Raw genomic sequence first — 22819 nt, forward strand, 5'->3', positions numbered from 1 at the left:
CAGTCGAGACACGCTTGGGAAGCGCCAGCCTTCGCGTGTCTCGACTGCGCTCGACACGAACGGAAATAGAAGACGGTCTGGAATCCACCCCAAAACCCGCCCCGCCGCTTCGCCCTTCCCCAATCCGTCGGGTTAATTTACAGTTTACCATAAGCCCGCGAAGCCGAATCCCCGATTTGCGCCGCTGGCACAGCCCTTGCTTTGGATACCCTGATGTTGAAGAAAATCGGACGCCTGTTCGTCATCAAGACCCGCTTCGAGGCGTGCCTGATCATCTATGCGCTCGCGGTGGGGGCGATGGCGCGGGGGCATGCCTATCTCGACCAGTTTCCGGGTTTGGGCGGACAATTGCTGATGGCGGTGTGCAGCGGCTCGGTCTTCCTCGCGGGCGCGAAGATTTTCGACTGCCTGCGCTACGAGCAGGCGGCGAAGGCGGCGGCCGAACCGCAGGGCTGACGCGCTGCGGACTTCCGTCCGTCACCAAGCTGTGCCAAGGCTGCGCCCATGAGCAGGATCAGCGGGAACCCGACGCTCCGCACCGAGCATGTCTATGGCCTGACGCTGCGCGTCGCGCGCTGGCGCGAGGGCGCGCCCGGAATGCCGCTGCTGTTCCTGAACGGCATCGGCGCCGACATCGGCGCCGCGGCGCCGCTACTCGCGCAGATTCATGACCGCGAGGTGTGGACACTCGACATGCCGGGCGTCGGCGGCTCGCCCGATGCGCTGCTGCCCTATGGCGCGCCGACGATGGCGGCGATCGTGATGGAGGTCGCCGACCGTCTCGGCCATAAGCAGGTCGACCTAGCCGGGTTCAGCTGGGGCGGCGCGCTCGCGCAGCAGGTGGCGGTGCAGTTTCCGGGACGCGTGCGGCGGCTGGTGCTGATGGCGACGACGCCTTCGGTCGGCGCGCCGGGCATCGGCTGGGCGGCGCTGCTCGACGACGACATGCTCGCGAGCGGATTGAAGCTGCCGACCGCGACCCCGCTCGGCCTCGCTTATCAGACGATGGCGATGGCAGGGTGGACGAGCGCGGCGATGCTGCCCCACCTCAAGAACGTCCCGGTGCTGATCCTGATGGGCGCGCGCGACGGTGTCGTCCCGGCGTGCCACGGGCAGGCGATCGCCGATCTGATCGACGGCGCGGTGCTCGAGGTGGTGCCCGGCTCGCACCTCTTTCCCTTCACCCACGCTGCCGCGACCGCGACGCGGATCAGCGCGTTTCTGGACGAGCCGGCGGCGCAGCAAGCCGCCGCTTGAGAAAGTCCGTGATCGCCGCGGCGGTCGCGTCGGGCGCTTCCTCCATCGGCAGATGGCCGATGCCATCGAGCAGCACGACCTCCGACCCTGCGATGCGTTCGTGGAAGGTTTCGGCTGCGGTCGGGTTGATCAGCCGGTCCTGCTTGCCGAAGAGGATCAGCGTCGGCGCCTTGATCTCGCCTACCCGACTCGCCATCGCGGGCTCGCGGTCCATCCGCGCGCGCAGCACGGTCGCCTCGCGGTTGCCGGGGAAGCGCAGCAATTCCCAATAGCGGTCAATCATCGCGTCATCGACGATGCCCTGCTTCGCGACCGATCCGCGGAGCGATTCCTCAATTAATGAGCGCGGTGTGATCTGCGTCGCGAGCCAGCGGCCGAGCGGATATTGGAGGATGCGGAAACCGATGTTCGACGGCGGCGCCTTCTCCCCCTTGCGGAGCGGCATCCCCGCTGCGTCGAGCAGCAGCAGCGCATCGACGCGCCCCGGCTCGGCCAGCGCATAGCGCCACGCGACCCAGCCGCCCATCGAATTGCCGCCGAGGATGAAATGGTCGAGATCGAGCCTGGCCGCGACGACATCGACCGCGGCGATCATGCCGTCGGCGTCATACTCCTTGTCGGGGGTGCCTCCGGTGAGCCCATGCCCGGGCAGGTCGAGCGTCACGATCCGATAGCTGGTGCCGAGCCGCTTCACGAGCGGCTCCCATGTCTGGAGACTGGAATTGGCGCCGTGGAGCAGGACGATGGCGGGCGCGTCGCGGCGCCCCTGATCGCGGTAATGGACATGCTGTCCGGCAGGACCGGCCGCGAAGGTCGCGTTCGCCCCGCCATATTTGGCGATCATCGCGTCGCGGTCGGTATCGGGGGTGCGGAGCGCCAAGAAGGCGGCGACGATCGCGAGCAGGAGCGCGAGCGGGATGAGAACCCGCTTGCGCCGGAACAAAGGCCGGCGCGGCGGCGCCGGTTCGAAATCATCTTCGTCGATCGCTTGCATCATGCCCCCCTCAGAGCTTGCCGGACCCTAACCCGCCGGCCCGCCGCGTCAATCCGTCCTGATGGTGGCCACCCTAATGATGGATCGGCCTGCGGAAGGTCTCGGGAAGGAACAGCAGCCCGGCTATGACGGTGATCACCGCAATGACGACCGGATACCAAAGGCCGTAATAGATATTGCCCGTCGCGGCGACCATCGCGAAAGCGGTCGTCGGCAGGAAGCCCCCGAACCAGCCGTTGCCGATATGATAGGGCAGCGACATGGCGGTGTAGCGGATGCGGCTGGGGAAGAGCTCGACGAGCAGCGCCGCGATGGGACCGTAGACCATGGTCACGAGCAGCACGAGGTAGAAGAGGATCGCGACGACGAGCGGCTTGTCGATCGCCCGCGGGTCGGCCTTTGCCGGATAGCCCGCGTCGGCGAGCGCGCGATCGAGGTCGGCGCGGAAGGCAGCGACCGCCGCGGCGCGATCCTCCTCGGCGATGCGCCACGGGTCGGGCGCGGCGAGGACGCGCGAGCCGATGCGCACGCGCGCCGGGTCGCCGGTTCTGCGCTCGCGCGTGAAGGCGGTGTAGCTGACGCCCGCCTTCGCCAGTGCCGACTTGATGATGTCGCAGCCGCTATCCTCGAACTTGTTGCGCCCGATCGGGTCGAACTGGAACGAGCAGGCGCCGGGCTCGGCCGCCATGATTACCGCCGCCTGCTGCTGCGCCTTCGCCATCGCGGGGTTCGCGGCCTCGGTCAGCATCTGGAAGGCGGGAAAATAGGTGATCGCCGCAAGCGCGCAGCCCGCGAGGATGATCGGCTTGCGGCCAATCCGGTCGCTGAGCCAGCCGAAGAGGATGAAGAAGGGCGTCCCCAATGCGAGCGCGATGGCGATCAGGATGTTCGCGGTCGCGCCATCGACCTTCAGCGTCTTTTCGAGGAAGAAGAGCGCATAGAATTGCCCGGTGTACCAGACGACCGCCTGTCCCGCGACCGCGCCGAACAGCGCGACGAGCACCCATTTGAGGTTCGCCCAGCGCCCGAAGGCTTCGGTGAGCGGCGCCTTCGAGGTCGTGCCCTCTTCCTTCATCTGCCGGAAGACCGGGCTTTCCTCGAGCTGCAGGCGAATCCACAGCGATACGCCGAGCAGGATCGCCGAGATCAGAAAGGGAATGCGCCAGCCCCAGTCGGCGAATGCCGCCTCGCCGACAAGCGAGCGCGTCGTGATGACGACGAGCAGCGCCGCGAACAGGCCGAGGGTCGCGGTGGTCTGGATGAAGCTGGTGAAGAGGCCGCGCTTCCCCTCGGGCGCATGTTCGGCGACATAAGTGGCGGCACCCCCATATTCGCCGCCGAGCGCGAGCCCCTGGACGAGGCGAAGCAGCACGAGCAGAATCGGCGCCGCGACGCCCGCCGCCGCATAGCCCGGCAGCACCCCGACGAGGAAGGTCGAGGCGCCCATCAGCCCCATGGTGACGAGGAAAGTGTTCTTGCGCCCGACCAGATCGCCGATGCGCCCGAAGACGAGCGCGCCGAAGGGCCTGACCGCGAAGCCCGCGGCGAAGGCGGCGAGCGCGAAGATGAAGCCGGTGGTTTCGTTGACGCCCGAGAAGAATTGCGCCGAGATGATCGTTGCGAGCAGGCCGTAGAGGTAGAAATCATACCATTCGAACACGGTGCCGAGCGACGAGGCGAGGATGACCTTGCGTTCGCTCTGGCGGGTTTCGGCTGGTAATGCCGCTGCGCCTGCGCCGTCCGTCATCCGCTACCCCTTCACCTCAATTATGGCAGTGGACGGTAGTCGGTCACCGCGCAGCGTCAATGACGCAGGCGTCCTTCGCCAACATCGGAACCAGAAAGTTCGTCATTGCGAGCGGAGCGAAGCAATCCAGAGCGGCTTGTTGCGCCCTGGATTGCTTCGTCCCTACGCTCCTCGCAATGACGATATTGGAGGGTCAACCGACGCGGGTCACCGCGCTCTTGTGTGCGCCGACGCCGCCGCGGCGCGGGCGGAAGCGGCGCTTCTGCTGCGGCTGGGCGCCCTCGCCCGCCGCACCTTCGCGGCGCGGGCCGCGATGGCCGCCTTCGGACTTGGCGCCGCCGCCCCGGCGCTGCGCGTCCTCGCGCTGGCGCTGCGGGTCGCGGCCCTTGCTGCCGGTATCGCGCGGCGGCTTCGCCGGCTTGGGCAGGTTGCGGACCATTTCGTTGAAGCCGTCGGGGAGCTTCACCGGCTCGGCCTTCGTCCGCGTCACCTTCTCGATATCACGCAGATAGGCCTTTTCGTCGGGCGCGACGAAGCTGATCGCAATACCCTCCGCGCCGGCGCGCGCGGTGCGGCCGATGCGGTGGACATATTGTTCGGGGACGTTCGGAATCTCGAAATTGATCACATGGCTGACGCCCGACACGTCGATACCGCGCGCCGCAATGTCGGTCGCGACGAGCAGGCGAACCTGACCCGAACGGAAGGCCTGCAACGCGGTGGTGCGCTGCGCCTGGCTCTTGTTGCCGTGAATCGCATAGGCCTGGATGCCCGCACCCTGCAGATGGCGGACGACGCGGTCGGCGCCATGCTTGGTGCGCGTGAAGATCAGCGCGCGGTCGATCTCCTCGCTGCGCAGCACATGGTGGAGCAGCGCTTGCTTCTCCTTCTGCTCGACGAAGGTCACCTGCTGGCGGATCTTTTCCGCGGTCGTCGCCTGCGGGGTGACCGAGACGGTGACCGGGTCGTTGAGGAACTGGTCGGCAAGCCCCGCGATTTCCTTGGGCATCGTCGCCGAGAAGAAGAGGTTCTGGCGACGCGACGGCAGCAGCTTGGCGATGCGGCGCAGCGAATGGATGAAGCCCATGTCCATCATCTGGTCGGCCTCGTCGAGGACGAAGATTTCGACATCGTCGAGGCGCAGCGCGCGCTGGTCGATCAGGTCGAGCAGGCGGCCCGGCGTGGCGACGAGGATGTCGACGCCCTGCGCAAGGTCGCGGATTTGCTTGTTGATCGGCACGCCGCCGAACACGGTCGAGACGCGAAGCTTGGTGAAGCGGCCGTAGTCGCGGCAGCTCTGCGCGATCTGCGCCGCGAGTTCGCGCGTCGGCGACAGCACGAGCATCCGGCAGCTGCGCGGATTGGCGCGATGCGGATAGGTCAGCAGGTGATGGATCGACGGCAGCGAGAAGGCCGCGGTCTTGCCGGTGCCGGTCTGCGCGATACCGCAGAGGTCGCGGCCCTGCTTCAGCACCGGGATCGCCTGCATCTGGATCGGGGTCGGCTGGGTATAATCCTTGGCGGCAAGCGCGCGATTGATGTCGGCGTGCAGGCCAAAGTCGTTGAAAGTCGTCATAAATACTCACTATGGGCGACGCGCAGGCGCATCCGTTCGCATCGAACGGACGGCGCACGGGCCGCGGGTTCGAAACGACCCGCGTGAAAGGGTGCCTCTTGGGACAAAGCGCCGGTCCGGCTCGTCCCGCGCCTGTTTCGGGCGGGAAAATCACGCTGCCGGTGGTTACGGCGGGAGAAGTCCGCCATGCTGCGCTGCACAATATATGGCACAGGTTGCGCGGGATTGCAAGATTATTGCTCCGGAACATTCCCGCAAAGGACACCGGGGTCATAAAGAATTTTGATTCACGCGGAGACGCGGAGGCGCGGAGGAAAGGAAATTGGCGGCTTGCCGCCTTTGTTCCTTCCTCTCTGTGCTCTCTGCGTCCTCTGCGCGAACTTTTTTCTCCGCGTCTCCGCGTCTCCGCGCGAACCCCTTGTTCTAATCCACCGCCTTTGGCAGGCTCGGACGCAAAGATCGGGGGAAAGCGCATTGGCCGAAAAGATCATCGTCATCGACGAGGGCACCACCTCGACCCGCACGATGCTGTTCGCCGCCGACGGCACCCCGCTCGGCAGCGCACAGCGCGAGTTCCGGCAGCATTATCCCGGCCCCGGCCTCGTCGAGCATGACGCCGCCGAAATCTGGAAGGCGACCCTCGCCTGCACGCGCGAGATGGTCGCGCAGGCGGGCGGCGCGGACGAAATCGCCGCGATCGGCATCACCAACCAGCGCGAGACGGTAGTCTTCTGGGACCGCAAGACCGGCGAGCCGCTCGCCCCCGCGATCGTCTGGCAGGACCGCCGCACCGCCGCCGACTGCGCGGCGCTCAAAGGGGCGGGGCACGAACCGCTGATGCAGGCCAAGAGCGGCCTGCTGCTCGATCCCTATTTTTCGGGCAGCAAGATCGGCTGGGCACTGAAGCATTGGCCGCAGCTTCGCGAGGCGGGCGACCGGCTCGCGGTGGGGACGATCGAATCTTATCTCGTCTATCGGCTGACCGGCGGGATTCATGTCACCGACGCCAGCAATGCTTCGCGGACGCTGCTGATGGACATCAACGGTGCGGGCGGCTGGGATGAGGAATTATGCGCCCTGCTCGACGTCCCGATGGAGCTGCTTCCCGAAATCACCGGCTGCACCACGACCGTCGGCACGACCGATCCGGCGCTGTTCGGCGGCGCGATCCCCATCTGCGGCATGGCGGGCGACCAGCAGGCGGCGACGATCGGCCAGGCGTGCCTGTCTCCCGGACAGACAAAGGCGACCTTCGGCACCGGCGCCTTCATCCTGTCGGCGAGCGGGACGGTGCGGCCGCATTCGACGAACCGCCTGCTCGCGACCGTACTGGTGCAGGAAGGCAATCTACGCAGTTACGCACTCGAAGGGTCGGTGTTCGTCGCGGGCAGCCTAATCAAATGGCTGCGCGACGGGCTCGGCCTGCTCGCGAGCGCCGGGGAGAGCGAGGGACTTGCGCGGTCGGTGCTCGATAATGGCGGGGTGTATCTCGTCCCCGCCCTTGCCGGACTTGGTGCGCCGCACTGGCGGCCCGAGGCGCTCGCCGCACTTTCGGGGCTGAGCTTCGCAAGCAGCAAGGCGCATGTCGCACGCGCGGCGCTCGAAGCGCAGGCCTATCAGGCGCACGACCTCAAATCGGCCTTTGCCGCCGACGGCGTCGACTGGGCTGAGCTGCGGATCGACGGCGGGATGGCGGCGAACGACTGGATGGCGCAGGATCTGGCCGACATGCTCGACATCGCGGTCGAGCGCCCCGATTTCGTCGAAAGCACCGCGCTCGGCGCCGCGATGCTCGCCGCGACCGGCGCGGGACTCTACCCCGACCTTGCCAATGCGGCGACCGCGATGCGCGGCACCGCGACGCGCTTCACCCCGGCGCTGGACGCCCAAAAACGCAAAACGCGCCTTGCCGGGTGGCAAAGCGCGCTTGCAAAAGTCCTCGGATAAGAGGCGCGAATTAACGCTTGAGGGTGAGGCCACCGAAGCGCTTGTTGAACTTCGCAACCTGGCCGCCCGCGTCGAGCATACGGCCCTGGCCGCCGGTCCAGGCCGGGTGCGCGGTGGGGTCGATTTCGAGGGTCATCACGTCACCTTCGCTGCCCCAGGTCGAGCGCGTCTGATATTCGGTGCCGTCGGTCATCTTGACCGTGATCATGTGATAGTCGGGATGAATGTCTTTTTTCATGTCTAGCTCCTGTGCCGCTGGTTTCCGACCAGCCGCTTGAGTCTGCGCCCGGGGACGCGAAGTGCGGGCCTTTAGTGGGCAATGGGGAGAAATGCAACAACAACTCCGTCATTGCGAGGAGCCGAAGGCGACGCGGCAATCTCCAGCTATCGACCTTGTGCAAGGTCGATAGCTGGACATTGCTTCGCTACGCTCGCAATGACGGGGTTGGAGGAAGGACCCGTCTCAATCCGCCGGCGGGTCGGCGATCATCGCGGTGAACTGGCATTCGGTCGCGAGTTGACCGTCCAGCATCGCCCGTCCCTCGAACTTGCAGATGTTCCGCTTCGCCTGAAGGATGGTAACGTGGAGATCGAGCAGATGGCCGGGTTCGACGGGCTTCCGGAACTTCACCCCGTCGATACCCATGAAATAGACGAGTTTGCCCGAGCCCGCGAGGCCGAGCGATTCGATCGCGAGGACACCGCCCGCCTGCGCCAGCGCCTCGACGATGAGGACGCCGGGCATGATCGGCCGGCCGGGGAAATGGCCCTGAAAGAAGGGCTCGTTCATCGTCACCGCCTTGACCGCGTGGATCGACTGGTCCTTGACCATCGAGACCACCCGGTCGACGAGCAGCATCGGATAGCGATGCGGCAACAGGCTGAGGACCCGGCGGATATCCGCCGGGCCCAGAGCTTCGCCCGTCTTTTCCCCGTCGCTCACGGCGCTTAGCGCGTCGTCGGCGGAGTGCCGGCGGGCGCAGCGGCCGGGGCGGCGGCCGGCTGGGCTCCGCGCGCCGCGTCCATCAGCTGCTGGTTGCGCTGCTGGACGAGCTGGCCGGGCTGATAGCCGGCCGGCGGCGTGATCGTCACGTTCGGCAGAATCCGGTTGAGTTCGACCACCACGGCGTCGGTCAGATCGACATTATTCTCGCGCGCCAGCACCGCGTCGGGCTGAAGCAGCAGGTCGACCTTCTTTGCGGTCATCGCGGCCTTGATCGCCTCGTTCATGCGAACGCTGATCTGGTCTTCGACGTATGCGAGCGCGAGCTCGACCGGCGCGCCGATCTTGCCGAGTTCGGTTTGCGCGGCCTGGCGCTTGTCCTGCACCGCCTTCGCGGCGGCCTGGAGCGCGGCCTGGTTCTGCGGGGTCTTCTTCGCCTCTTCATTATATTTGGCGATCAGGACGTTCATTTCGGCCTGGAGCGTCTGGCCGCGGGTTTCCTGCTGGTCGATCTGTGCCTTGTAGGTGGTCTGGATCTGCTGCGAGGCGACCGTGAAGGCGTTCGACTTGGCGGCGGCAGTGCGGACGTCGGCGACTGCGACGGCGCGGGCCTGCGCGGCGGCGGGGGCGGCGAGCATCGGCGAAACCGACAGCGCAGCGATGGCGAGCGCCGAAGCGGTGAGAATTTTCTTCATCAGAATTGGGTTCCTACGTTGAATGAGAAGCGTTTGGTATCGTCACCCTCTTCTTTGCGGAGGGCATAAGCGAAGTCGATCCGGAAGGGGCCGAAGGGAGAGTTCCAGTTGACGCCGGCGCCGATCGCGACGCGCGGTTTCCAGCTGTCGCCATAGAAGCGTTCCTCGAACGGCGCGAGCGCGGTATATCCGTTGGCGGTGTCGCAGGTCGAATAGAGCGTCGTGCTGCCCGTGGTCAGCGTCGCGAACTTGACGTCGCCGGTCGTCGCGTTGCGGCACTTGTATTTGGTCAGGCCGTCGAGCGGGTCCTTGAAGTCCGCCAGCGTCGTCAGGGTCGGGCGCTTCACGCTCCACACCGAACCGACGTCGAGGAAGATCGACGGACGCAGGCCAAGTTCCTTCGCGCCGGTGCCGAGCGGAATGTCCATCTCGAGCCGGCCCTGATAATACATCCGCCCGCCGAGCGCATCGTCGATCAGATTGTTCCGGTTCTTGAGATCGGCGTTAAGCACCGGATTCGCCGGATTGGTGAGATCGACGTCGGTGAAGCGGATCACGCGCGGGCCGATGCCACGAATGTCAAAGCCGCGCATCTGCGGCTCGCCGAGCTGGAAGCGGTCGACGAGACGCACCTTGTCGCTCGTCGGGCTCGGCGCGCTGCCGAACGGATAGATATAGCCGCCGTTGGCCGAGACGTTGAGGATGAAGCGGTTGCCAAGGTTGAAATGCTTGGTGGCCGCCACGCTGGTGCGGACATATTTGACGCTGCCGCCGAGCCCCGCGAAATCCTGGCTGAGCGAGAGCGACTGGCCGCGCGTCGGGCGCAGGCGATTGTCGCGGTCGTCATAGGCGAGCGTATAGCCGAGCAGCGAGGTCGTGCGCTTGCCGATCGCGTCGCAGAGATAACGGCCCGCGACGAGCGGATCGCACTTGCCGCCGAAATAATAGAGCCCCTTGTCGAGCGACACATCGTCGAAATTGAGCGTGTAGCGGCCGAAGAAGGACATGAATTCGGTCAGCGGCACGCCGATGTTGATCTGGCCGCCCGTCGTCGTCTGCTGGAAGGTCGTCTGACGATCGTTGTTGATGAAGTTGAACGAGTTCAAATCCCGGCGATAGACGCTGCCGCCGATCGAGATGTTGCGATCGAACAGATAGGGTTCGGTGAAGCCCAGCTCGATCGACTTCGAATAGCTCGAATAGTTGACCGACGCCTGAAGCTGCTGGCCGAGGCCGCGGAAGTTGCGCTGGCGGATCGAGCCCTGGAGCAGGAAATTCTCGATCGACGAGAAGCCGGCCGATAGCGACAGCTCGCCGGTGGGCTTTTCCTCGACATTGGTTTCGAGGATGATGCGGTCGGGGGTCGAGCCTTCCTTGCGGTTGATTTCCAGATTCTCCTGGAAATAGCCGAGGCTGTTGATGCGGTTCTCGGTCCGCTTGACGCCGAAGCTGTTGAAGGCGTCGCCCTCGTTCAGGCGGAATTCGCGGCGCACCACCTTGTCGTGGGTCAGCGTGTTGCCGTTGACGTCGATGCGTTCGACATAGGTACGCGGGCTTTCGCCGACGTCGAAGCTGATGTCCATCGTCCGCGTTTCGGGGTTGCGATGGAATTCGGGGTTGATGTCGGCGAAGGCGTAACCGAACAGACCCGCTGTCTCGCTGAGGCTTTCGACCGTATCCTCGACCTGCTTGGCATTGTACCAGTCGCCGGTCTTCATCGGCAGCAGCTTCTGCAGCATCTCGGGCTTGAAGTCGCGCAATTCGCTCTTCACGCTGACGTCGCCGAACTTGTAGCGTTCGCCTTCCTCGACGACATAGGTGATGATGAAGTCCTGCTTGTTGCTGGTCAGCTCGGCCACCGCCGAGATGACGCGGAAGTCGGCATAGCCGTTCTGCAGGTAGAAGAGGCGCAGCTTCTGCTGGTCATAGGCGAGGCGGTCGGGGTCGTAGCTGGTGTTCGACGACAGGATCGTCATCAGGCTCGACTGTTTGGTCGCCATCTCGTCCTTGAGGTCGCCGTCGCTGAACTTCTCGTTGCCGATGATGTTGATCTGGCGAACCTTCGACTTCGGTCCCTCGTTGATCTCGAACACCACATCGACGCGGTTCTGGTCGAGCGACACCATCTTGGGCTCGACCGTCGCGGCGAAGCGGCCCTGGCGCTTGTAGAGCTCGATGATGCGCGCGACGTCGGCGCGCACCTTCGACCGCGTGAAGATCTGGCGCGGCGCGAGCTTGATCTCGGGGCGGATCTTGTCTTCCTTGAGGCGCTTGTTGCCCTCGAGGATCACGCGGTTGATGACCGGGTTTTCGGTGACCTGGATCGTCAGCGCGCCATTTTCGTCGCTGATCTGATAATCCTTGAACAATTCGGTTGCGGCGAGATCCTTGAGCGCCTGATCGAGCATTGCGCGGCTGTAGGGCTGGCCGACGCGCAGGCGCAGGTAGGACAGGATCGTCTGCGCCTCGAGCCGCTGGTTGCCGGTGACCGTGATCGACTTCACCGTCGTCGCGGTCGGAACCGCCTCACCCGAAGGCGCGGGAACGTTCGGAGCGGGCACGGTCGGCGGCGCCGCCTCCTGCGCCTGGACCGCCGCTGCCGGCCAGGCCAGCATGGTTCCCGCCATAAGGAGCGCCGATAGCTGGGTCCGCGCCCGGAATTTCTGTGAAGCCACGCTGTTCATCCCGCAAAAATAACTCAAAAGCGACAGACCCGCCCGCTTACGGGTCCGCGCGCACTCCTGCCCCAGTCCGCCTAACCAATCAAGCGCGCGATCCGGTCCCAGACCCCGATTGAGCCCAAATCGTTGAAAGTCACGACCAGCATCAGCGTCACGATCGCCAAAAAGCCGAATCGGAACGCCCATTCCTGCGCCTCGGCGGGGGCAGGACGGCGCCGGATCGCCTCATAGGCGTAAAAGAGCAGATGGCCGCCATCGAGCATCGGCAATGGCAACAGATTTATGAACCCCAGATTGATGGACACGAAGGCGATGAAGAAGATCAGGGCCGCCGGTCCGAGCGATGCCTGCTCGCCCGATTGCTTCGCGATCCGCAAGGGACCGCCCATTTCCTTGACCGAGCGCTGCCCGGTGACGAACTGACCCAGAACCTTGCCCGTCAGCCGGACGATGCTCCAGGTTTGCGCCGCACTTGCCTCAACTGCCGCCAAAGGTCCCGCGGGCTTGTGGGCGATCGGCCCCGACCGGATGCCGATGATCGCCATATCGGCCTTGTTGCCGAAACCGTCGGTTATCGTGGTCATCCGCGGCGTCAGCGTGATGGTGAGCCGCTCGCCGCCGCGCACGACGTCGAGCACCGCGGGCCGGCCCAAGTCGTAGGCGACCATATTCGGTATCGCATCGAAGCTTTCGATCGCCTGCCCGTCGATCCGCGCAATGCGGTCGCCGACGCGGAGTCCCGCGGCCTCCGCCGCGCTCCCCGCCTGCACACCGCCGACAACCGGCGGCAGCGTCGGGGTGCCATAAGCCATGAAGAAAGCCGCGAAGATCAGGATCGCGAACAGGAAATTGGTCAAGGGCCCCGCGAGGACGATCAGCGCGCGTTTCCACACCGGCTGCGCGGGAAAGGTGTGCGACCGCTCTTCGGCCGGAAGCGTCTGCCAGCGCGCATCGGGCTGGCTCACCGCGTCGCGGTCGCCCGCGAACTGGACATAGCCGCCGAGCGGCAGCCAGCCGATCTTCCATTCGGTGCCGCGCTTGTCGGTCCAGCCGACGAGCTTCCGACCGAAACCGATCGAGAAGGCATCGGCCTTCACGCCGCACCAGCGGCCGACGATATAATGGCCATATTCGTGCACGAAGACGAGCGGCCCGAGAACGAGCAGGAAACCGACGAAGTAAAGCCACATGGGCACATCAGGCATGTTCGTACTGGTCCACAAAATGCTGTGCGGCCGCGCGCGATGCGGCATCGACGCTGAATATGTCCTGAAGCGAGGCGGGCGGCGCGGGCGCCGCGGCGTCGATCACGCGGCGTACCGTATCGACGATCGCCGGAAAGGATATGCGGCCCGCGAGGAAAGCGGCGACCGCGACTTCATTGGCGGCGTTGAGCTGCGCGGGGCGGGCGCCGCCTTCCGCGATCGCGGCGCGGCAGAGCGCGGTCGCGGGAAAGCGCACTTCATCGGGCGCCTCGAAATCGAGCCGCGCGATGCTGGCGAGGTCGAGCGGCGCGCACGGCGTCGCCATCCGCTGCGGCCAGGCCAGCGCGCTGCTGATCGGGATGCGCATGTCGGGCGAACCGAGCTGCGCGAGCGTCGAGCAATCGACATATTCGACGAGGCTGTGGATCACCGACTGCGGGTGGACGAGAATCTCGATGCGGTCGAGCCCGACGGGGAAAAGGTGATGCGCCTCGATCAGTTCGAGGCCCTTGTTCATCATCGTTGCCGAATCGACGCTGATTTTCGCGCCCATCGACCAGTTCGGATGCGCGACCGCCTGCGCCGGGGTGACGCGCGCCATGTCGGCGGCGCTCATCGTGCGGAACGGCCCGCCGCTCGCGGTCAGGATGATGCGGCGCACATGCTCGATCCGCCCGCCCGCGAGGCACTGGAAGATCGCATTATGCTCGCTGTCGATCGGCAGGATCGTCGCGCCCGATTTGTGCGCGGTGGCGATCATCAGCTCGCCGGCCGACACCAGCGATTCCTTGTTGGCGAGCGCGACGGTGCGGCCCGCTTCGAGCGCCGCCATCGTCGGCGCGAGCCCGGCGGTCCCGACGATCGCCGCCAGCACCAGATCGGCCGGGCGAGTCGCGGCGTCGATCAGCGCGTCCGCGCCGGCGGCAACGCCGATATTGGTGCCAGTGAGTGCGTGCCTGAGCTCGTCGTAGCGGGTTTCGTCGGCGATCACGACGAGGTCGGGGCGGAATTCCAGCGCCAGCTTCGCCAGTTCGGCGACGTCGCTGTTCGCGGTCAGCACGCCGACCTGCCACGCCTCGCCGTCGCGGCGGACGAGATCGAGGGTCGATTGCCCGACCGATCCCGTGGCGCCGAACAGCGAGAGGCGGCGCATGATCAGCCCGCCGCCCGCACGGCGATCTGGCCCGCGAAAGCGAGCGCGCCAAGGATGAGCGCGACAGGGAGCAGCCCGTCGACGCGGTCGAAAAGGCCGCCGTGGCCGGGGATCAGCTTGCCCGAATCCTTGACGCCCGCGCGGCGCTTCATCCAGCTTTCGCCGAGGTCGCCAAGCTGCGCGACCAGCCCCATGGCGAGGCCGATCCACAGCGGCACGCCGGTGATGCCGCCACGATCGGCGATCGTCGAGCCGACGACGAGCGCGGCGATCATGCCGCCGATCAGCCCCGACCAGGTTTTCGACGGGCTGATTTTGGGCGCGAGCCGCGCGCCGCCGAAGGCGCGGCCGGCAAAATAGGCGCCGATGTCGGTCGCCCAGACCATGCCGAAGACCCAGAGCGCGGCGGTCATGCCGAGATGGTCGCGGATGAACCACAGCCCGGCCATCGCGCCGAGAATGGCGAGCGGGCCGAGAATGTTGAGCAGCATCTTCGCGCCGCCGCCAAGCGGCATACCGCGGACGAGCGCCAGCCATTCGACGACGACGAGCGCGCCGCCGACGAGCAGCAGCAGCCCGAAAGCGATGCCGCCGAACCACAGCGCGGTGCCCGCAATCGCGAACAGCACGAGCGCCGATCCGATCCGCGTCCAAAGGTCAGACTTGGCCGCCATATCCTTAGAGCCCTCCGTAACGGCGCTCGCGCCGCGCAAAATGGTCGAGCGCCGCCTGAAGGTCGGCAGGCCCGAAATCGGGCCATAATTTGTCGGTGAAATAAAGCTCGGCATAGGCCGACTGCCAGAGCAGGAAGTTCGACAATCGCACCTCGCCCGAGGTGCGGATCAGGAGATCGAGCGGCGGCAGGTCGGCGGTATCGAGGTTCGCCTCGATCGTCTCTGCGCTGATCTCGCCCGCCGCCGCCGCGGCCTTTGCCGCGCGTACCAGCTCGTCCTGCGCGCCATAGTTGAGCGCGACCGCCAGCGTCGTGCGGCTGTTGTGCGCGGTGCGGTCGAGCGCCTTTTCGATCAGCGCCACGACGTCGGGCGCGAGCGCGCGCCAATTGCCGATGATCCTGAGCCGGACGTCGTTCGCTGCGAATTCGTCGAGATCGGACAGGATGAAGCGCTTCATCAGCCCCATCAGGTCGCTGACCTCTTCCTCGGGCCGTTTCCAGTTTTCGGAACTGAAGGCATAGAGCGTCATCGCCTCCAGCCCCATCTCCGCCGCGGCGCGCACGATATTGCGCACGGCATCGACCCCGGCCTTGTGTCCGGCAACGCGCGGCAGGAAGCGCTTCTTGGCCCAGCGGCCATTGCCGTCCATGATGATGGCGACATGGCGCGCACCGTGATGAGTCTCGGACACTGGAGAAACCTAAAACTCCGTTCGCCCTGAGCTTGTCGAAGGGCCGTTCTTTCTTCCGCAAGAAAAGGACGGGGCTTCGACAGGCTCAGGGCGAACGGCTGAGAGGGAAGCGCGGAAAGGCACTAGCCCAATATTTCCTTTTCCTTCGCCGCCGCCGCCGCGTCGATGTCGGCGATCGTGCTGTCGGTCAGCTTCTGGACGTCGGTTTCGGAGCGCTTGCGCTCGTCTTCGCTGATTTCCTTCTTATTCTCGTCAGCCTTGAGATTGTCCATGCCGTCGCGGCGGACATTGCGGACCGCAACGCGCGCCTTTTCGGCATATTGCCCCGCGAGCTTCGACAGCTCCTTGCGGCGCTCCTGCGTCATTTCGGGGATCGGCAGGCGCAGAAGCTGGCCGTCGACGATCGGGTTGAGGCCGAGACCCGCCGAGCGGATCGCCTTGTCGACCGGGCCGACGTTCGACTTGTCCCACACCTGCACCGCGAGCATCCGCGGCTCGGGAACGCTGACCGAGGCAACCTGGTTCAGCGGCATGTGGCTGCCATAGACCTCGACCGTCACCGGATCGAGCAGCGCGGTGTTCGCACGGCCGGTGCGCAGGCCCGCGAGGTCGTGCTTCAGCGATTCGACCGCGCCGTGCATGCGGCGCTCGAGGTCGGCCTTGTCATATTTCGCCATCTGTCTTTCCTCTCTTGATCTCAGTTCGCCGCTTCGACGACGGTGGCAACGCCCTCGCCCGCCAGCACGCGCGCCAGATTACCGGCCTCGCGAATGTTGAACACGACGATCGGAATATTGTTGTCGCGGCAGAGCGCCACCGCGCTCGCGTCCATCACCTTCAGATTGTCGGCGAGCACGCGGTCGTAGCTGAGGCTGTCATAGCGGACCGCATTCGGGTCCTTCTTGGGATCGGCATTATAGACGCCGTCGACGCTGGTGCCCTTGAGGAGCGCGTCGCACTTCATCTCGGCGGCGCGCAGCGCGGCGCCGCTGTCGGTGGTAAAATAGGGCGCACCGACGCCGGCGGCGAAGATCACGACGCGACCTTTTTCGAGGTGGCGCTCGGCGCGGCGGCGGATCACCGGCTCGCACACCTTGTCCATCTCGATCGCCGACTGGACGCGCGTCTGGACGCCGAGCTGTTCGAGCGCATTCTGCATCGCGAGCGCGTTCATAACCGTCGCGAGCATCCCCATATAGTCGGCCTGCGCGCGGTCCATGCCCTTCGCGGCCCCAGCCATGCCCCGGAAGATATTGCCGCCGCCGATGACCAGGCAGATTTCGAGCCCGCGGTCCTTCGCCTCCTTGACCTCGGCGGCCATGCTCGCGACCGTTTCGGGATCGATGCCGAACGGGGTGGAGCCCATCAACGCCTCGCCCGACAGCTTGAGCAATATGCGTTTCATGCCGGGCAATGCCATGTCGGGGGGAACCTCTTGCAAACTCTATAAATGCGAATGGCGCGCACCCTAGTGAAGGCGCGCGCCATTGCCAAGCGGACTGCCGCGCCCTTTCACTTCGTCATGCTGAACTTGTTTCAGCATCCATGGCCCGGCCTTGCCTTCCGAACCTGCGGTGACCGGACCGACCGGCCATGGACCCTGAAACAGCGAGGCCATCGCCGCAGCCAGGGTGACGAGAAAAGGGTGCCAGCCCGTATTTCGGATCAAACGCCGGCGGCCGCCGCGACTTCCGCCGCGAAGTCGCTTTCTTCCTTCTCGATGCCTTCGCCGAGCTGGAAGCGAACGAAGCCCTTGAGCGTGATCGTCGCGCCGACATCCTTGCCGGCCGCAGCGACGACTTCGGCGACCGGAGTCTTGCCGTCCATCACGAAGAGCTGCGACAGCAGCGCGTTTTCCTTGCGGAACTTGGCGATCGACCCGTCGACCATCTTGGCAACGATCTCGGCGGGCTTGCCCGACTGCGCGGCCTTTTCCTCGGCGATCGCACGCTCGCGCGCCACCAGGTCGGCGTCGAGGTCGTCGCCGTTCAGCGCCAGCGGAAAAGCGGCGGCGACATGCATCGCGAGCTGCTTGCCGAGCGGTTCGAGAACGTCGGCGCCCGCGGTCGATTCGAGCGCGATCAGCACGCCGATCTTGCCCATGCCGGGCGCAACCGCGTTGTGGACATAGCCGGTGACGACGCCCGAGCCGACCGACAGGATCGCGGCGCGGCGCAGCGACTGGTTTTCACCGATCGTCGCAATGTTGCTGGTCAGCTTTTCGGCAACGGTGCCGCCGGTCGGATAGGCGGCCGCGGCAAGCGCGTCGATGTCGGTGATGTTGTTCGCAAGCGCCACCTGCGTCACGTCGCGGACGAAATCCTGGAACTGCTCGTTCTTGCCGACGAAGTCGGTTTCGCTGTTCACTTCGACGAGCGCGCCCTTGGTGCCCTCGGCGGCGAAACCGACGAGGCCTTCGGCGGCGACGCGGCCGGCCTTCTTGGCGGCAGCGGCGAGGCCCTTGGTGCGCAGCCAGTCGATCGATGCTTCGATGTCGCCGCCGTTTTCGGCAAGCGCCTTTTTGCAGTCCATCATGCCCGCGCCGGTGCGGTCGCGCAGTTCCTTGACGAGGGCGGCCGTAATCTCAGCCATGGGATATTCCTTTCCAAAGGGGCGGGCGCATCTGGCCCGCGGGACGCCCGCGCGCATGGCGGGGCGATAAGTCAAATGGATGACAGGACGGCGCAGACCTTGCCGCGCCGCCCCGTCATGCACGTGCGCGCTTAGGCGTCGCTCTGGCGTTCGGTTTCGGCCGCCGCTTCGGCGGGAACCTGTTCGTCTTCGTTCGGAGCGGCTTCGACCAGCGCCGGCTCGGCGACGGGCTCGACCGCCGCGCCCAGATCCTCGCCGCGATCGGCGCGGGCCTGCTGGCCGCCACGGGTCGCCGCCTGGGCCACCGCGTCGCAATAGAGGCGGAGGGCGCGCGCGGCGTCATCGTTCGCCGGAACCGGGAAGGCGATGCCGTCGGGCGAGACGTTCGAGTCAAGGATCGCGACGACGGGGATGCCAAGAACATTGGCTTCCTTGATCGCCAGCTCTTCCTTGTTCGCGTCGATCACGAACATCACGTCGGGAATGCCGCCCATGTCGCGGATGCCGCCCAGGCTGAGCTCGAGCTTGTCGCGTTCGCGGGTCTTGTTGAGCACTTCCTTCTTGGTGAGGCCCGAGGTGTCGCCCGAAAGCTGTTCCTCAAGTGCCTTGAGGCGCTTGATCGAGTTCGAGATCGTCTTCCAGTTGGTGAGCATGCCGCCCAGCCAGCGGTGGTTGACGAAGTGCTGGCCCGACGCGCGGGCGGCATCGGCGATCGGCCCCTGCGCCTGGCGCTTGGTGCCGACGAACAACACCTTGCCGCCGGCGGCCGAGGTCGACGAAATGAAATCCAGCGCGCGCGCGAAGAGCGGCACGGTCTGCGACAGGTCGAGGATGTGGATGCCGTTGCGCGCGCCGAAGATGTACGGCTTCATGCGCGGGTTCCAACGGTGGGTCTGGTGGCCGAAGTGGGCGCCAGCTTCGATAAGATTCTGCATCGTGACGACAGGTGCCGCCATAGTCTTTCTCCTTCCGGTTAGTCCTCTGGAAGGCAAGAACCGAGACATCCGCGAGGGGATGGACCCGGCACCGGTATGTGCGCCTTCCATGTGGAATGGGCGGGCCGTTAGCGGCGTTGCGCCCGAAATGCAAGGGGGAAGCGGTGTTGAGCGCGGGCCATGAAGCGGAAGCCGTCGAGTGACTGCTGCCGACCGATTGCGGACGCTCTGCCTCTCCTAACTTTGTCATCCCCGCGAAAGCGGGGACCCAGAGCGTGCGTCGGCTAACCCCACACTGGGTTCCCGCTTTCGCGGGAATGACAAAAGTGGGGGATGACAGCTCACCACCCCAAAGCCGACGCTCCTTCATCGCCCCCGCCCTAAGAGCGCTCAATTCGGCGACAAAAACCCTCGCTTCATCGCAATATCATTGAGAACAAATAGAGAACATGGAACGAAATGCCCAACGAAACCGTCGTTGGTTAACAAAAGGTTTCGCACACAGAAGCCGGAAGGACAAGATCATGGTTCAGGTCGCAGCCGCCCTCCTTTTCGCCGTCGCCGCCGGGCTCGGCCTCACGGTCATTCTCACGATGCTGAAGAATAACGAGGCCGCGATTCTTTCGGCGCTGCTCGGCGAAGGTGCCTTCCCGGTCGATCCCGCGCCGCAGCCCGGCCCGATGTCGCAGGTCGTGACGCTGCGCCGTTTGCCTGCCGGACGCCACGCCTCACGCCCGCTGCGTGGCGCCGGCGGTACGCAGCCGCAATTCAGCCGCGCCGCCTGACCCTCGCATAACTCGCGATGCCGAACGGCAGCAGGGTCACGTAGAGCGCGCAGACCGCGAGCAAGGTCGGCCAGGGCGCGGTGACGAGCGCCGCGCCGAGCAAGCCCACCCCGGCGAGCGCGAACAGCCGCCACGCGCGGCGGATGCGGATCGACGACCAGCTATAGGTCGGGATGGCCGAGATCATCAGCATCGCGACGCCGAGCGCCCACGGCATGACGACATACCATTCGCGGAACATCTCGTTGCCGGTCGAGAGCCAGAGATAGACCGGAACGAACGACAGGCCCGCCCCGGCGGGCGCGGGGATGCCGGTGTTGAAGCCCGCCGATTTGTGCGGCTGGAAGTCGGCGTCCATGCGCGAGTTGAAGCGCGCGAGGCGCAGCGCGCAACCGACCGCAAGCGCCAGCGCCGCGGTCCAGCCGAACTTCGGCGCATTGTCGAGCGACCAGAGAAAGAGGATCATCGCCGGCGCGACGCCGAAAGCGATGACGTCGGAGAGCGAATCGAGCTCGGCGCCGAACTTGCTCTGCGCGCGCAGCAGCCGTGCGATGCGTCCGTCCATCCCGTCGAGGACGCCCGCGAAGATCACCGCCGCGAGCGCCTTCTCCCATTCCTCGCCGATCGCGAAGCGGACCCCGGTCAGGCCGAAGCAGAGCGCGAGCGCGGTGATCGCGTTCGGCGCGAAGGCGCGAAGCGGAATGCCGCCCAATCGGCGCGCCTCGGCGCCGATGCCATCCTGTCGATCCTCCGTCACCCCTACTGCCCGACGCCGTCGAGGATTTCGGCCTTGCCGAGCCGCGCAATGATCGTTTCGCCCGCGAGCGCGCGCTGGCCGAGCAATATCTGCGGCGTCGTGCCGGCGGGCAGATAGACATCGACGCGGCTGCCGAAGCGGATCAGCCCGACGCGCTGGCCGGTGGAAAGCTCGGTCCCCATGCTGACGAAGGGCATGATACGGCGGGCGACGAGTCCCGCGATCTGGGTGAAGCCGATCCGCACCCCGTCGGCGCGCTCGACGACGAAATGCTGGCGTTCATTCTCCTCGCTCGCCTTGTCGAGGTCGGCGTTGACGAACTTGCCCGGAATATAAACGAGCTTGCGCAGCGTCCCGGCGACGGGGGTGCGGTTGATGTGGACGTCGAAGACGCTCATAAAGATCGAGACGCGCAGCATCGTCGCGTCGGACAGGCCGTCGGGTCCAGCGATCTCGGGCGGCGGGGCAACCTCGGCGATCTGCGTCACCAGCCCGTCGGCGGGGGCGACGACGAGATCGCTGCCGGTCGGGGTGACGCGCACGGGATCGCGGAAGAAGGCGCCGACCCAGATGGTCACGCCCAGCATCAGCCAACCCACTATTTCCCAGCCGAGCAGCCAGAAGCAGAGGGTGACGATCCCGGCGATCAGCAGGAACTTGCGGCCTTCGGGGTGCACCGAGGGCCAGCGCCACTTGATGCCGCCGCCGGGGCGGTTCGAGGAGATGGTAAAGGACATGCCGGTCTTTCTAGGGAGGTGGTTCGGCCGTGACAACGGAATAAGACACCGGACCGCGCTCCCGGGGGTGGCGATGGGGCAGGTGCGACGGGGCGGTTGATCAATCGCCCCGCATTCCCTAAGGCCCGCTCAACTCCGACTCCCCAAGGAAAAAGGCTGAACGCATGGGCAAGATCAAGGTAGTCAATCCGGTCGTCGAACTCGACGGCGACGAAATGACCCGGATCATCTGGCAGTGGATCCGCGAACGGCTGATCCTGCCCTATCTCGACATCGACCTTCATTATTACGACCTCGGCATCGAGGAACGCGACCGCACCGACGACAAGATCACCGTCGAGGCCGCGAACGCGATCAAGAAGCACGGCGTCGGCGTCAAATGCGCGACGATCACCCCCGACGAAGCGCGCGTCGAGGAATTCGGCCTCAAAAAGATGTGGAAATCGCCGAACGGCACGATCCGCAACATTCTGGGCGGCGTCGTGTTCCGCGAGCCGATCGTGATGAAGAATGTCCCCCGCCTCGTTCCGGGCTGGACGGACCCGATCGTCGTCGGCCGCCACGCCTTCGGCGACCAGTATAAGGCGACCGACTTCCGCGTCCCCGGCCCCGGCAAGCTGCGCCTGGTGTTCGAGGGCGAGGACGGCACGCTGATCGACGAGGAAGTGTTCCAGTTCCCATCGTCGGGCGTCGCGATGGGGATGTACAATCTCGACGATTCGATCCGCGACTTCGCACGCGCCAGCCTCAACTACGGCCTCGCACGCAAGTGGCCCGTATACCTCTCGACGAAGAACACGATCCTCAAGGCCTATGACGGCCGTTTCAAGGACCTGTTCGAGGAAATCTACCTCGACGAATTCAAGCCGCAATTCGACGAAGCCGGCATCACTTACGAGCACCGCCTGATCGACGACATGGTCGCCTCGGCGCTCAAGTGGAGCGGCAAGTTCGTCTGGGCCTGCAAGAATTACGACGGCGACGTCCAGTCGGATACCGTCGCACAGGGCTTCGGCTCGCTCGGCCTGATGACCAGCGTGCTGATGACCCCCGACGGCAAGACGGTCGAATCGGAGGCCGCGCACGGCACCGTCACCCGTCACTACCGCATGCACCAGCAGGGCAAGGCAACCTCGACCAACCCGATCGCGTCGATCTTCGCCTGGACCGGCGGCCTCAAGCACCGCGGCAAGCTCGACGGCACGCCCGAGGTGGTCAAATTCGCCGAAGACCTCGAAAAAGTCTGCGTCGAAACGGTCGAAAGCGGCAAGATGACCAAGGACCTCGCGCTGCTGATCGGTCCGGACCAGAACTGGCTGACCACCGAAGGCTTCTTCGAGGCGATCGTCGAGAATCTCGACAAGAAGATGGGCGCCTGAACCCGCATCCGATAAACAACCGAAAAGGTTGGGATAGATATCTAGCCAATCGGGGCCGGCCTGCATAAGGT

22 protein-coding genes are annotated in these 22819 nt (G+C 65.6%); 5 read left to right on the forward strand and 17 right to left on the reverse strand.

Annotated features, from left to right (window positions below; translation table 11 throughout):
* Positions 1 to 213: 213 nt before the first annotated feature.
* Complete coding sequence (locus tag ACE3SL_RS09480; protein WP_374525490.1) at positions 214 to 456, forward strand: hypothetical protein; 243 nt, start codon at positions 214 to 216, stop codon at positions 454 to 456.
* A gap of 48 nt (positions 457 to 504) precedes the next feature.
* On the forward strand, positions 505 to 1257 hold the full coding sequence (locus ACE3SL_RS09485; RefSeq protein ID WP_374525491.1) for an alpha/beta fold hydrolase: 753 nt from the start codon (positions 505 to 507) through the stop codon (positions 1255 to 1257).
* On the opposite strand, the gene ACE3SL_RS09490 is transcribed toward ACE3SL_RS09485, so the two are convergent.
* The 3 genes from ACE3SL_RS09490 to ACE3SL_RS09500 all read right to left on the reverse strand — a co-directional run bounded on the left by ACE3SL_RS09490 (position 1211) and on the right by ACE3SL_RS09500 (position 5574).
* Complete coding sequence (locus ACE3SL_RS09490; protein WP_374525492.1) at positions 1211 to 2254, reverse strand: alpha/beta fold hydrolase; 1044 nt, start codon at positions 2252 to 2254, stop codon at positions 1211 to 1213. The two genes, ACE3SL_RS09485 and ACE3SL_RS09490, sit on opposite strands and share 47 nt — an antisense overlap.
* A 70-nt stretch (positions 2255 to 2324) precedes the next feature.
* Positions 2325 to 3998, reverse strand: coding sequence for an MFS transporter (locus tag ACE3SL_RS09495; protein ID WP_374525493.1), 1674 nt, complete (start codon positions 3996 to 3998; stop codon positions 2325 to 2327).
* Between the two features lie 193 nt (positions 3999 to 4191).
* Positions 4192 to 5574, reverse strand: coding sequence for a DEAD/DEAH box helicase (locus ACE3SL_RS09500; protein ID WP_374525494.1), 1383 nt, complete (start codon positions 5572 to 5574; stop codon positions 4192 to 4194).
* 474 nt (positions 5575 to 6048) lie between these two features.
* On the opposite strand from ACE3SL_RS09500, the gene ACE3SL_RS09505 reads away from it, so the two are divergent.
* Complete coding sequence (locus tag ACE3SL_RS09505; RefSeq protein WP_374525495.1) at positions 6049 to 7521, forward strand: glycerol kinase; 1473 nt, start codon at positions 6049 to 6051, stop codon at positions 7519 to 7521.
* 10 nt (positions 7522 to 7531) lie between these two features.
* On the opposite strand, the gene rpmE is transcribed toward ACE3SL_RS09505, so the two are convergent.
* The 12 genes from rpmE to rpsB all read right to left on the reverse strand — a co-directional run bounded on the left by rpmE (position 7532) and on the right by rpsB (position 19111).
* Entirely contained in the window at positions 7532 to 7759 is a 228-nt protein-coding gene (rpmE, locus tag ACE3SL_RS09510; protein ID WP_095383345.1) for a 50S ribosomal protein L31, read from the reverse strand.
* 225 nt (positions 7760 to 7984) lie between these two features.
* Positions 7985 to 8464: a 3-hydroxyacyl-ACP dehydratase FabZ gene (gene fabZ / locus ACE3SL_RS09515; protein ID WP_374525496.1), complete on the reverse strand. Its 480-nt coding sequence runs from the start codon at positions 8462 to 8464 to the stop codon at positions 7985 to 7987.
* A 5-nt stretch (positions 8465 to 8469) separates the two neighbouring features.
* Positions 8470 to 9159, reverse strand: coding sequence for an OmpH family outer membrane protein (locus ACE3SL_RS09520; RefSeq protein ID WP_374525497.1), 690 nt, complete (start codon positions 9157 to 9159; stop codon positions 8470 to 8472).
* Positions 9159 to 11843: an outer membrane protein assembly factor BamA gene (bamA, locus tag ACE3SL_RS09525; protein WP_374525498.1), complete on the reverse strand. Its 2685-nt coding sequence runs from the start codon at positions 11841 to 11843 to the stop codon at positions 9159 to 9161. The genes ACE3SL_RS09520 and bamA overlap by 1 nt, the downstream gene beginning before the upstream one ends.
* A gap of 71 nt (positions 11844 to 11914) precedes the next feature.
* Positions 11915 to 13045 (reverse strand): RIP metalloprotease RseP, encoded by a 1131-nt coding sequence (gene rseP, locus ACE3SL_RS09530; protein ID WP_374525499.1) that lies wholly within the window; start codon positions 13043 to 13045, stop codon positions 11915 to 11917.
* On the reverse strand, positions 13038 to 14198 hold the full coding sequence (locus tag ACE3SL_RS09535; protein WP_374525500.1) for a 1-deoxy-D-xylulose-5-phosphate reductoisomerase: 1161 nt from the start codon (positions 14196 to 14198) through the stop codon (positions 13038 to 13040). Before ACE3SL_RS09535 ends, rseP begins: the two co-directional genes overlap by 8 nt.
* Positions 14199 to 14200: 2 nt before the next feature.
* Positions 14201 to 14872 carry a phosphatidate cytidylyltransferase gene (locus tag ACE3SL_RS09540; protein WP_374525501.1) on the reverse strand — a complete coding sequence of 224 codons (672 nt, stop codon included), beginning with the start codon at positions 14870 to 14872 and terminating at the stop codon, positions 14201 to 14203.
* A 4-nt stretch (positions 14873 to 14876) separates the two neighbouring features.
* Positions 14877 to 15563, reverse strand: coding sequence for a polyprenyl diphosphate synthase (gene uppS / locus ACE3SL_RS09545; protein ID WP_374525502.1), 687 nt, complete (start codon positions 15561 to 15563; stop codon positions 14877 to 14879).
* A 122-nt stretch (positions 15564 to 15685) separates the two neighbouring features.
* Positions 15686 to 16240, reverse strand: coding sequence for a ribosome recycling factor (gene frr / locus ACE3SL_RS09550; protein ID WP_374525503.1), 555 nt, complete (start codon positions 16238 to 16240; stop codon positions 15686 to 15688).
* A 20-nt stretch (positions 16241 to 16260) separates the two neighbouring features.
* Positions 16261 to 16983: a UMP kinase gene (pyrH, locus tag ACE3SL_RS09555; RefSeq protein ID WP_374525504.1), complete on the reverse strand. Its 723-nt coding sequence runs from the start codon at positions 16981 to 16983 to the stop codon at positions 16261 to 16263.
* Between the two features lie 245 nt (positions 16984 to 17228).
* Positions 17229 to 18155 carry a translation elongation factor Ts gene (tsf, locus tag ACE3SL_RS09560; RefSeq protein WP_374525505.1) on the reverse strand — a complete coding sequence of 309 codons (927 nt, stop codon included), beginning with the start codon at positions 18153 to 18155 and terminating at the stop codon, positions 17229 to 17231.
* A 131-nt stretch (positions 18156 to 18286) separates the two neighbouring features.
* Positions 18287 to 19111, reverse strand: coding sequence for a 30S ribosomal protein S2 (gene rpsB / locus ACE3SL_RS09565; protein ID WP_374525506.1), 825 nt, complete (start codon positions 19109 to 19111; stop codon positions 18287 to 18289).
* 503 nt (positions 19112 to 19614) lie between these two features.
* On the opposite strand from rpsB, the gene ACE3SL_RS09570 reads away from it, so the two are divergent.
* Positions 19615 to 19875, forward strand: coding sequence for a hypothetical protein (locus ACE3SL_RS09570; protein WP_374525507.1), 261 nt, complete (start codon positions 19615 to 19617; stop codon positions 19873 to 19875).
* Here the strand turns inward: ACE3SL_RS09570 and ACE3SL_RS09575 are convergent.
* Positions 19859 to 20632, reverse strand: coding sequence for a phosphatidylcholine/phosphatidylserine synthase (locus ACE3SL_RS09575; protein WP_374525508.1), 774 nt, complete (start codon positions 20630 to 20632; stop codon positions 19859 to 19861). The genes ACE3SL_RS09570 and ACE3SL_RS09575 overlap by 17 nt on opposite strands.
* A 2-nt stretch (positions 20633 to 20634) precedes the next feature.
* The gene (locus tag ACE3SL_RS09580; protein ID WP_374525509.1) at positions 20635 to 21369 is read right to left on the reverse strand and encodes a phosphatidylserine decarboxylase; all 735 of its coding nucleotides are present in this window, start codon (positions 21367 to 21369) and stop codon (positions 20635 to 20637) included.
* A 164-nt stretch (positions 21370 to 21533) separates the two neighbouring features.
* On the opposite strand from ACE3SL_RS09580, the gene ACE3SL_RS09585 reads away from it, so the two are divergent.
* The gene (locus tag ACE3SL_RS09585) at positions 21534 to 22748 is read left to right on the forward strand and encodes an NADP-dependent isocitrate dehydrogenase (RefSeq protein ID WP_374525510.1); all 1215 of its coding nucleotides are present in this window, start codon (positions 21534 to 21536) and stop codon (positions 22746 to 22748) included.
* Positions 22749 to 22819: the final 71 nt, after the last annotated feature.

The sequence above is a fragment of the Sphingopyxis sp. genome, from assembly GCF_041916015.1.
Taxonomy (GTDB): Bacteria; Pseudomonadota; Alphaproteobacteria; order Sphingomonadales; family Sphingomonadaceae; genus Sphingopyxis.

Excerpts from the sequence above, each read along its gene's own strand:
- bamA (WP_374525498.1), bottom strand. The coding sequence starts at position 11,843 with ATGAACAGCGTGGCTTCACAGAAATTCCGGGCGCGGACCCAGCTATCG.
- rpsB (WP_374525506.1), bottom strand. The coding sequence starts at position 19,111 with ATGGCGGCACCTGTCGTCACGATGCAGAATCTTATCGAAGCTGGCGCC.
- frr (WP_374525503.1), bottom strand. The coding sequence starts at position 16,240 with ATGGCGAAATATGACAAGGCCGACCTCGAGCGCCGCATGCACGGCGCG.
- ACE3SL_RS09585 (WP_374525510.1), top strand. The coding sequence starts at position 21,534 with ATGGGCAAGATCAAGGTAGTCAATCCGGTCGTCGAACTCGACGGCGAC.
- rpmE (WP_095383345.1), bottom strand. The coding sequence starts at position 7,759 with ATGAAAAAAGACATTCATCCCGACTATCACATGATCACGGTCAAGATG.
- ACE3SL_RS09580 (WP_374525509.1), bottom strand. The coding sequence starts at position 21,369 with ATGTCCTTTACCATCTCCTCGAACCGCCCCGGCGGCGGCATCAAGTGG.
- tsf (WP_374525505.1), bottom strand. The coding sequence starts at position 18,155 with ATGGCTGAGATTACGGCCGCCCTCGTCAAGGAACTGCGCGACCGCACC.
- ACE3SL_RS09495 (WP_374525493.1), bottom strand. The coding sequence starts at position 3,998 with ATGACGGACGGCGCAGGCGCAGCGGCATTACCAGCCGAAACCCGCCAG.
- ACE3SL_RS09500 (WP_374525494.1), bottom strand. The coding sequence starts at position 5,574 with ATGACGACTTTCAACGACTTTGGCCTGCACGCCGACATCAATCGCGCG.
- ACE3SL_RS09540 (WP_374525501.1), bottom strand. The coding sequence starts at position 14,872 with ATGGCGGCCAAGTCTGACCTTTGGACGCGGATCGGATCGGCGCTCGTG.
- ACE3SL_RS09570 (WP_374525507.1), top strand. The coding sequence starts at position 19,615 with ATGGTTCAGGTCGCAGCCGCCCTCCTTTTCGCCGTCGCCGCCGGGCTC.
- ACE3SL_RS09535 (WP_374525500.1), bottom strand. The coding sequence starts at position 14,198 with ATGCGCCGCCTCTCGCTGTTCGGCGCCACGGGATCGGTCGGGCAATCG.
- ACE3SL_RS09480 (WP_374525490.1), top strand. The coding sequence starts at position 214 with ATGTTGAAGAAAATCGGACGCCTGTTCGTCATCAAGACCCGCTTCGAG.
- pyrH (WP_374525504.1), bottom strand. The coding sequence starts at position 16,983 with ATGGCATTGCCCGGCATGAAACGCATATTGCTCAAGCTGTCGGGCGAG.
- ACE3SL_RS09490 (WP_374525492.1), bottom strand. The coding sequence starts at position 2,254 with ATGATGCAAGCGATCGACGAAGATGATTTCGAACCGGCGCCGCCGCGC.
- ACE3SL_RS09520 (WP_374525497.1), bottom strand. The coding sequence starts at position 9,159 with ATGAAGAAAATTCTCACCGCTTCGGCGCTCGCCATCGCTGCGCTGTCG.
- rseP (WP_374525499.1), bottom strand. The coding sequence starts at position 13,045 with ATGCCTGATGTGCCCATGTGGCTTTACTTCGTCGGTTTCCTGCTCGTT.
- ACE3SL_RS09485 (WP_374525491.1), top strand. The coding sequence starts at position 505 with ATGAGCAGGATCAGCGGGAACCCGACGCTCCGCACCGAGCATGTCTAT.